The 8,856-nt window shown below is 67.0% G+C and carries 6 protein-coding genes; 1 reads left to right on the forward strand and 5 read right to left on the reverse strand.

What is annotated here, in order from left to right:
- Window positions 1–41: 41 nt before the first annotated feature.
- The 5 genes from GOAMR_RS18205 to GOAMR_RS18225 all read right to left on the reverse strand — a co-directional run bounded on the left by GOAMR_RS18205 (window position 42) and on the right by GOAMR_RS18225 (window position 6,391).
- Window positions 42–884 carry an HpcH/HpaI aldolase/citrate lyase family protein gene (locus GOAMR_RS18205; protein WP_005191319.1) on the reverse strand — a complete coding sequence of 281 codons (843 nt, stop codon included), beginning with the start codon at window positions 882–884 and terminating at the stop codon, window positions 42–44.
- Entirely contained in the window at window positions 877–1,368 is a 492-nt protein-coding gene (locus GOAMR_RS18210) for a MaoC family dehydratase (protein ID WP_005191322.1), read from the reverse strand. The genes GOAMR_RS18205 and GOAMR_RS18210 overlap by 8 nt, the downstream gene beginning before the upstream one ends.
- A gap of 75 nt (window positions 1,369–1,443) precedes the next feature.
- Complete coding sequence (locus tag GOAMR_RS18215) at window positions 1,444–2,589, reverse strand: acyl-CoA dehydrogenase family protein (protein WP_005191323.1); 1,146 nt, start codon at window positions 2,587–2,589, stop codon at window positions 1,444–1,446.
- A gap of 116 nt (window positions 2,590–2,705) precedes the next feature.
- On the reverse strand, window positions 2,706–4,808 hold the full coding sequence (locus GOAMR_RS18220) for an acetyl/propionyl/methylcrotonyl-CoA carboxylase subunit alpha (protein WP_005191325.1): 2,103 nt from the start codon (window positions 4,806–4,808) through the stop codon (window positions 2,706–2,708).
- An 8-nt stretch (window positions 4,809–4,816) separates the two neighbouring features.
- Window positions 4,817–6,391 (reverse strand): carboxyl transferase domain-containing protein, encoded by a 1,575-nt coding sequence (locus GOAMR_RS18225; protein WP_005191327.1) that lies wholly within the window; start codon window positions 6,389–6,391, stop codon window positions 4,817–4,819.
- Between the two features lie 191 nt (window positions 6,392–6,582).
- Here GOAMR_RS18225 and GOAMR_RS18230 point away from each other — a divergent pair, with 191 nt between their 5' ends.
- Window positions 6,583–8,652 (forward strand): MDR family MFS transporter, encoded by a 2,070-nt coding sequence (locus GOAMR_RS18230; RefSeq protein WP_170319182.1) that lies wholly within the window; start codon window positions 6,583–6,585, stop codon window positions 8,650–8,652.
- Window positions 8,653–8,856: the final 204 nt, after the last annotated feature.

Consider the following 8,856-nt stretch of genomic DNA (forward strand, 5'->3'; position numbering starts at 1 on the left):
CGCGCACCCACACCTTGCCAGAGATGACTGATGCCCGGTGGTCACGCACCGGCGCGGGCGAGCACGGCCTGCGCCTGCCGCAGCACCGGCCCGTCGACCATCTGCCCGTCGATGGAGAACACCCCGCCCAGGTGATCTTCGGATCCGGCGACAACCTTTTTCGCCCAGACGATCTCGTCGTCCGTGGGCTGGTAACCCGCCTGGATGTGGGCCACCTGCGACGGATGGATGCAGGCCGTCGCGGTGTAGCCGAGGGCGACGGCGTCGCGGATCTCGTCCACCAGCCCCTCGACATCCTCGATGTCGAGGTGGACCGAGTCGACTGCGAACTTGCCGTAGGCGGCGGCGGCGAGCCGGGTGGCCGACCGCACCCACAGCGCGACATCGCGATAAGTGCCCGGCTTCTTCTCATCGGCGCCGAAGCGGCTCGACTTGCCGCCGAGGCCGGCCACCAGATCCTCGGCGCCCCACATCAATCCGATGCAGTTGCTGACGGCGGCGATCTCGTTGACTCGGGTCGCGCCGAGCGGAGTCTCCACGAGCGCGATGGTCTGCAGCGCGGTCTCGATCACCGATTCGGGTGTCTCGGCCTTGGCCTGCATCACCACGCGGTAGTCGGTCTCGGCGATGGCCGCGAGGTCGCGGCGGTAGTCGCCGGTGGTCGCGGGGTTGATCCGGACCACCACCCGGCCGGGGTCGATCGGGTTGGCGATGAGGGCCTCCCGTGCCGCGGGCCGGTTCTCCGGTCCCACGGCGTCTTCGAGGTCCAGGATCACCACATCTGCGCGCTCAAGGGCCTTCTTGTACCGGTCTGGCCGGTCTGCCGGACAGAACAGCATCGCCGGGCCGGGCGGGGTCCAGGCGTTGGTCAGCAGGTCAGCCATCGAATCGCTCCACGGGTCGTTTGCGGACAAGGGTCGAACGGGTGGCCCTGGCGACGATGTCGCCGTTCTGGTTGCGCCCGATGTGGGTCAGGTTGACGATGCCCTCGCCGGGCCGGGACTTCGACTCCCGTTTGCCGGTGCATTCGGTTTCGGCGTACAGGGTGTCGCCGGCGAACAGCGGTGCGGGGAACGCGACCTCGCCGAAACCGAGGTTGGCCACCAGGGTGCCCTGCGTCAGCTGCGCCACCGACAGCCCGACGATGGTCGACAGCGTGAACATCGAGTTGATCAGGCGCTGACCGCCGAACCCGGGCTGCTGCGCCGACCACGCGGCATCGAGGTGCAGTGCCTGGGTGTTCATCGTCAGCGTCGTGAACAGTACGTTGTCGGCCTCGGTGACCGTGCGTCCGGGCCGGTGCTCGTAGATCGCGCCGACATCGTATTCCTCGAACCACAGGCCGCGCTGCACTATGCGCTCGCTCATTGCTTCCACATCCTTCGACGAGTGTGACTCATCTGGTATATCAGAGGTCCGTTATGCCGGGTCACACCCGCGGTGTCAGGCAAAGCCCAGTTCCCGGGCGATCAGCATTAGCTGCACCTCGGTGGTGCCCTCGCCGATCTCCAGGATCTTCGAATCCCGGTAGTGCCGGGCCACCGGGTACTCGTTCATGAAGCCGTAGCCACCGTGGATCTGGGTGGCCATCCGCGCGTTGTCCATCGCCGCCTCCGAGGAGATCATCTTGGCGATCGACGCCTCCTTCTTGAACGGCTTGCCCGCCAGCATCTTCGCCGCGGCGTCGTAGTAGGCGGTGCGGGCCACGTGGGCCCGGGCCTCCATGCGGGCGATCGCGAACGAGATCGACTGGTACTGCCCGATCGGCTTGCCGAACGACTGCCGCTCCTTGGCGTACTTCACGCTCTCATCGACGCAGCCCTGAGCCACACCCGTCGCCAGCGCGGCGATCGCGATGCGGCCCTCGTCCAGGATCGACAGGAAGTTGGCGTAGCCACGGCCCCGCTCGCCCAGCAGGTTGCCGACCGGCACGCGGGCGTCGGTGAAGGACAACGGGTGGGTGTCCGAGGCGTTCCAGCCGACCTTGTTGTAGGCCGGTCCGGCAACGAATCCGGGTGTTTCCGACGGCACGATGATGGTCGAGATCTCCTTGCGGCCGTCGGCTTTCAGTCCGGTGACGGCGGTGACGGTGACCAGCGAGGTGATATCGGTGCCGGAGTTGGTGATGAACTGCTTGCCGCCGTTGATCACCCACTCGTGGCCGTCCTGCTTGGCGGTGGTGGCCGTCGCGCCGGCGTCGGATCCGGCGCCCGGTTCGGTGAGGCCGAAACCGGCCAGCGCCTTGCCGGCGAGCAGATCGGGCAGGTACTGCTGCTTGTGTTCCTCGGTGCCGTACTTGTAGATGGGCATCGCGCCCAGCCCGACACCGGCTTCGAGGGTGATGGCCACCGACTGGTCGACCTTGCCGAGTTCCTCCAACGCGAGCGCGAGGGCGAAGTAGTCGCCGCCCATGCCGCCGTACTCTTCGGAGAAGGGCAGCCCGAACAGGCCCATCTCGCCCATCTTGGCGATGACCTCGTACGGAAAGCTGTGCTCTTCATCGTGTTTCGCCGACACCGGTGCGACAACGGTCTGCGCGAAGTCGCGCACCGTGTGCATCAGGTCGGTATACTCCTGTGTCAATTCCATGTCAGATGCTTTCCGTTAGTTGGTACACCCTGCCGGCTGAGGTCCCCCTCGCCGGCTGAGGTGTGACGCGCCGCTCGGCGAGGAGCCTCGAAACCCGGTGAGATGACATTGTTCGCTCACGAGGTTTCGAGGCTCGTCGCTTGCGCTCCTCGCGCCTCAACCAGCGAAGGGGGCACCTCAACCAGCGAAGGGGGCACCTCAACCAGCGGAGGGGCCTCAACCGGCGAGGGGGTTACGGTGGCGAGGATCTGGCCTGCGGCAACCTTGTCGCCGGCCTTGGCCGACAGGGTGACCACCCCGTCGACGGGCGCGGTCAGGGTGTGTTCCATCTTCATCGCCTCCACCACGATCACCGGCTCGCCCGCGGCGACGGTGGCGCCGTCGGCGGCGGGGACCGCGACGACGGTACCCGGCATGGGGCTGGCCAGGTCGCCGGCGTGGGCGTCGGTGGCCTCGTCGAGGACCGAACGGGCCAGGGTGAACCGCCAGGTGCCGGGGACGCCGGACACCCACCACACATCGTCCACCCGCGCGGCCGACCACGACTGGCTCACGCCGTCGACGATGAGCCGCGAAATACCTTGGTCGGCTTCGTGGTAGACGATGCTCGACGTCCAGGGGTCGCGTCCGTCGTCGTGGGTGACGGTCGCGGTGCCCCGCAGCGATGATTCCGCTGCGTCGTCGACGACGATCGACACAGTGTAGGCGTCTGCCCCGTCGGCGATGCGGGTGATCACCGGCGCCGGTCCACCGATACGCCAGCCCACCGCGCTGCGCCACACATCGCTCTCGCGGGTTCCGGTGCGGCACAACCCGACCAACACGAGTGCCTCGGGAACCGGTTGTGGCTCGGCGTAATCCACCACGAGACGGTCGAGGAGTTCGGTATCGAGGCGGGCCTCGGTGACCTCGGGCCGGTTCAGCACGTACCGGCAAAAGTCGATGTTGGTGACCACGCCCAGCACCCGGGTGTGGGCGAGCGCGGCGTCGAGCCGTTCGATGGCCTCCTCCCGGTCGCCGCCGTGTGCGATGACCTTGGCCAGCATCGGGTCGTAGTCGCTGCCGACCACCAGGCCGGGCGCCATCGCCGAATCCACCCGCACCCCCGGTCCGCCCGGTTCGTCGAGGTGGCTGATGGTGCCGCCGGTGGGCAGGAAACCCGCGGCCGGGTCCTCGGCGTATACGCGGGCCTCGACGGCGTGGCCGGTGAGCACGATGTCGTCCTGGGTCAGCGACAGCACCTCCCCGCGGGCGACCCGGATCTGCTGCTCCACCAGGTCGACGCCGGTGACGAGTTCGGTGACCGGATGTTCCACCTGCAGACGGGTGTTCATCTCCATGAAGAAGAAGTCGCCGGGCCGCTTGCTGGACACGATGAACTCGACGGTGCCCGCGCCGGAGTAGCCGACGCTGCGGGCGGCATCGCACGCCGCCTGCCCGATGCGGGTGCGGGTCTCGTGATCGAGCAGCGCCGACGGCGCCTCCTCGATCACCTTCTGGTGCCTGCGCTGCAACGAGCATTCACGTTCGCCGAGGTGGATGACGTTGCCGTGATTGTCGGCGAGCACCTGCACCTCGATGTGGCGCGGGGTGTCGATGAAGTGTTCCAGGAACAGCGAGTCGTCGCCGAACGCCGAACCCGCCTCACGCCGGGCCCGCTGCAGGGCGGCCGGCAGTTCGGCCGGATCCTCGACGCGGTGCATGCCCTTGCCGCCGCCACCCGCACTCGGCTTGATCAGTACCGGGAATCCGATCCCGGGGGCGGCGGCGATCAGGTCGTCGTCGGTCAGGCCCGGACGCGAGATACCCGGCACCACCGGCACATCGCGTTCGACGACGGCGGCGCGGGCGGTGATCTTGTCGCCCATCGTGGCGATCGCACCCGCGGGCGGACCGATGAAGATGATGCCCGCCGCCTCCAGTGCGGCCGCGAATTTCTGGTTCTCGGAAAGGAATCCGTAGCCGGGGTGGACGGCGTCGGCCCCGGTGGCGCGGGCCGCGTCGACGATGGTGTCGATGTCGAGGTAGCTCCGCGTGGCGGCGGCCGGACCGATGTGCACGGCGACGTCGGCCTCGGCGACGTGCCGGGCGTTCGCGTCGGCATCGGAATACACCGCGACACTGCGGATTCCCATGCGGCGCAGGGTGGTGATGACACGGCAGGCGATCTCGCCGCGGTTGGCGATCAGGACCGTGCGAATGGGTTTGACGGTGGTCACGAGGCGGCTCACATTCGGAAGACGCCGTAGGAGACGTCGGACAGCGGTGCGTGGCGGCAGGTTTCCAGGGCCAGGCCGAGGACGGTGCGGGTGTCGGCGGGGTCGATGACGCCGTCGTCCCATAGCCGGGCGGTGGAATAGTAGGCGTCGGACTGCCGCTCGAACTGCTCCCGGATGGGCGCCTTGAACTCTTCCTCTGCATCGGCAGCCCATGAGTCACCACGACGTTCGATCTGGTTGCGGCGCACAGTGGCCAGGGTGTCGGCGGCCTGCGGACCACCCATCACCGAGATCCGCGCGTTGGGCCAGCTCCACAGGAATCTCGGGCTGTAGGCGCGCCCGCACATCGAGTAGTTGCCGGCACCGAAGGATCCGCCGATCATCACGGTGAACTTGGGAACCCGTGCGCAGGCAACGGCATTGACCATCTTGGCGCCGTTCTTGGCGATGCCGCCCTCCTCGTAGGCGCGACCCACCATGAAGCCGGTGATGTTCTGCAGGAACACCAGCGGAATCCTGCGTTTGTCGCACAGTTCGATGAAATGCGCTCCCTTGAGGGCGGATTCGCTGAACAGCACGCCGTTGTTGGCGATGATGCCGACGGGGTGGCCGTGGATGCGGGCGAACGCGGTGACCAGGGTGGTGCCGTAGAGTTCCTTGAACTCGGTGTACTCACCTCCGTCGACGATCACCTCGATCACTTTGCGTACGTCATACGGAATGCGGGGATCGGTGGGCACCACGTCGTAGATGTCGGTCTGCGCGCGACGCGGCTCGCGCGGCGGCTCGACCTCCCACTGCGGCGCCGGGCGTGGTCCGAGGGTCGCGACGATCTCGCGCACCTTGGCCAGCGCCTGTTCGTCGTTGTCGACGAGATGATCGGTCACCCCCGACACCGATGAGTGCATCAGGCCACCGCCGAGGTCCTCGGCCGAGACATCTTCCCCAGTGGCCGCTTTCACCAGTGGCGGACCGGCCAGGAAGATGGTGCCCTGGTTGCGCACGATCACCGTCTCATCGCTCATCGCCGGCACGTACGCGCCGCCCGCGGTCGACGAGCCGAGGACCGCGGATATCTGCGGGATGCCGGCGGCACTCATGGTGGCCTGGTTGAAGAAGATGCGGCCGAAGTGGTCACGGTCGGGGAACACCTCGTCCTGCTGCAGCAGCATCGCGCCACCCGAGTCGACGAGGTAGATACACGGCAGCCGATTGGCGGCGGCGATCTCCTGCGCGCGCAGATGCTTCTTGACGGTGACCGGATAGTAGGTGCCGCCCGAGACGGTGGCGTCGTTGGCGACGATCATGCATTCGCGGCCGTGGATGCGCCCGACGCCCGCGATGACTCCGGCCGCCGGGGCCTTGTCGTCGTACATGCCGGTGGCGGCGAGCGGGGCGACCTCCAGGAACGGCGAGCCGACGTCGAGCACCCCGTCGACCCGGTCACGGGGCAGGAGCTTGCCGCGGGACAGGTGCCGCTGCCGGGCTGCCTCGCCGCCGCCCTCAGCCACCTTTCGCAGGCGTTCCCGCAGGCCGGCGACGTTCGCCTCGTGGGTGTCGCGGTAGCTGAGTGTGCCGGTCACCGTCAGCCTTTCAGTTAGTCATCATTAACTGAGATGGGAATCTACCATGTGCCGGCCGTCACGGGAAGCCCGCGCCCTCACGAGTGCCCGACGAATCGGACAACTCAGCCCTGTTCAGGGAAAACGCGGCGAACCTGACACCGGCGGCCCGCTCATGCGCCTACGATGACGCCAATTCCGAGGAGGAACATGTGACATCCACCACCGCCGAAGCCGGTCCATCGGAGTCTTCCGGAGGCCTGACCGTCTCCGTCACCCAGCGCAACTGGATCTTCGGAACGATCGTCGTCGGGATGCTGCTGGCCGCGCTCGACTCGACCATCGTGTCCACCGCGCTGCCCACCATCGTCGGCGACCTCGGCGGCGGTGGGCACATGAGCTGGGTGGTCACCTCCTACCTGCTCGCGCAGACCGTGTCGACGGTCCTCGCGGGCAAGTTCGGCGACTTATACGGCCGCAAGGCGATTTTCATCAGCGCGATCGTCGTGTTCATCGTCGGGTCGTTCTTCTGCGGTCTGGCGGGCAACATGGCGTGGCTGATCATCGCCCGCGCCGTGCAGGGCATCGGCGGCGGTGCTATCACGGTGACCGCCACGGCGCTGATCGCCGACGTGATCCCCCTGCGCGATCGCGGCAAATACCAGGGTGCGCTCGGTGCGGTGTTCGGCGTGACCACCGTGATCGGCCCGCTGCTCGGCGGACTGTTCACCGACCACCTGTCGTGGCGCTGGGCCTTCTACATCAACGTGCCTATCGCTCTGATCGTGATCCCGTTGGCCCTCAAGACGATCCCCGGCATCAGCGAACGTATCCAGTCCAAGATCGATTACCTGGGCATCATCTTCGTCTCGCTCGGTGCGGTCGCGGTCACGCTCGGCCTGTCATGGGGCGGTTCGGAATACGACTGGGGTTCGGTGCAGATCATCGGTCTGTTCGTCGGATCGGCGGTCAGCTTCGTGATCTTCGTGTTCGCGGAACGGCGTGCGGCCGAACCGATCCTGCCGATGCACCTGTTCGCCAAACGGGTGTTCACGATCTGCTCGATACTGTCCTTCATCGTCGGCTTCGCGATGATGGGTGCGATGACCTTCCTGCCGACGTTCCTGCAATACGTGCAGGGCACCTCGGCCACCGATTCGGGCCTGCGGATGCTGCCGATGGTGATCGGCCTGCTGATCACCTCGATCCTCGCCGGCGGCTACGTGGGAAAGACCGGACAGTACAAGATGTTCCCGATAGCCGGTTCCGCGGTGATCGCACTGGGACTGTTCCTGCTGTCCCTGATGGACGAGAACACCTCGATCCTGGTGACCTCGTTGTACATCTTCATCATCGGTCTGGGCATCGGCCTGACGATGCAGGTGCTGACCCTGGTGGTCCAGAACACCGCAAGCTACGCCGACCTGGGCACCGCGACGTCGGCGGTCACCTTCTTCCGCACCCTCGGCATGTCGTTCGGTGCCTCGGTGATGGGCACGCTGTACTCCAACAAGCTGAGTTCGGATCTGCCCGGGGCGATCATGTCGGCGAAGCTGACCGATCCGGCGGCCGCTACCAGTCCCGTCAGCCTGCACAAACTCCCCGACGCGCAGAAGGCGCCCATCATCCACGCCTACGCCGACGCGCTGCACAACGTGTTCCTCTGGGTGGTCCCGGTCGCGATCCTCGCGCTGCTGCTCGCCGTCTTCATGCCCCAGGTACCGATGCGTGAGGCCGCAAAGGAAAGCGCGACCGGCCCGTCCGAAGGGTTCGGTATGCCCGAACAGGTCAGCAGCCGGGTGCAATTGGAGACCATCGTCGGGCGGATCCTGCGACGTCACGGACGCGATGCGATCCTGCGCAATGTCATCGCCGATTCCGGGCGCGATATCGATGTGGCCACCGCCTGGGGTCTGCTCAGCGTGGGGATCCGGTCTCGCTTCCTCGGTGTGTCCATGTCGCAGTCCTCGCTCGAACAGCGCATCGGCCTCCCCGAAGGCGTGCTGAGCTCGTTCTACGACAGCATCGTCGAAAAGGGTTATCTCACCCGCGACGGCGACACCCTCAACCTGACCGACGGCGGCCGCTCCGAGGTCGAGACCCTGGCCCGTGCCTGGCGGGACTGGCTGGTCGGGCAGGTCCGGGACTGGTTGCCCGAGGATGCCGACGCCGCCGACGACGCCACGCTGGCCGCGGACGTCACCGCGGCGCTCGACCGCATCGGCCGGCGCGCGCTGGAGGAGAGCAACCAGACCGGTGGGGGCGGCTACGTCCTAGCATGAACAGTATCGAGTGCGGCTGTGGCGTGATCGGAGCGTGTGGTGGTTGCGCCATGCCGTCATCTCGCCGGACCCTTCGTGACCCTCGCTCCTTCGTCGCTTCGGCCTCAGGGATCAAGAAGGGTGACCACCCCCTCGTCGCTTCGGCCTCAGGGAACAAGAAGGGTGACCACCCCCTCGTCGCTTCGGCCTCAGGGAACAAGAAGG

This window comes from Gordonia amarae NBRC 15530, from assembly GCF_000241345.1.
Lineage (GTDB): Bacteria > Actinomycetota > Actinomycetes > Mycobacteriales > Mycobacteriaceae > Gordonia > Gordonia amarae.

Bases quoted from the DNA above. Each gene is read 5' to 3' on its own strand.
- GOAMR_RS18205 (WP_005191319.1), bottom strand. From the start codon at position 884: ATGGCTGACCTGCTGACCAACGCCTGGACCCCGCCCGGCCCGGCGATG.
- GOAMR_RS18210 (WP_005191322.1), bottom strand. From the start codon at position 1,368: ATGAGCGAGCGCATAGTGCAGCGCGGCCTGTGGTTCGAGGAATACGAT.
- GOAMR_RS18215 (WP_005191323.1), bottom strand. From the start codon at position 2,589: ATGGAATTGACACAGGAGTATACCGACCTGATGCACACGGTGCGCGAC.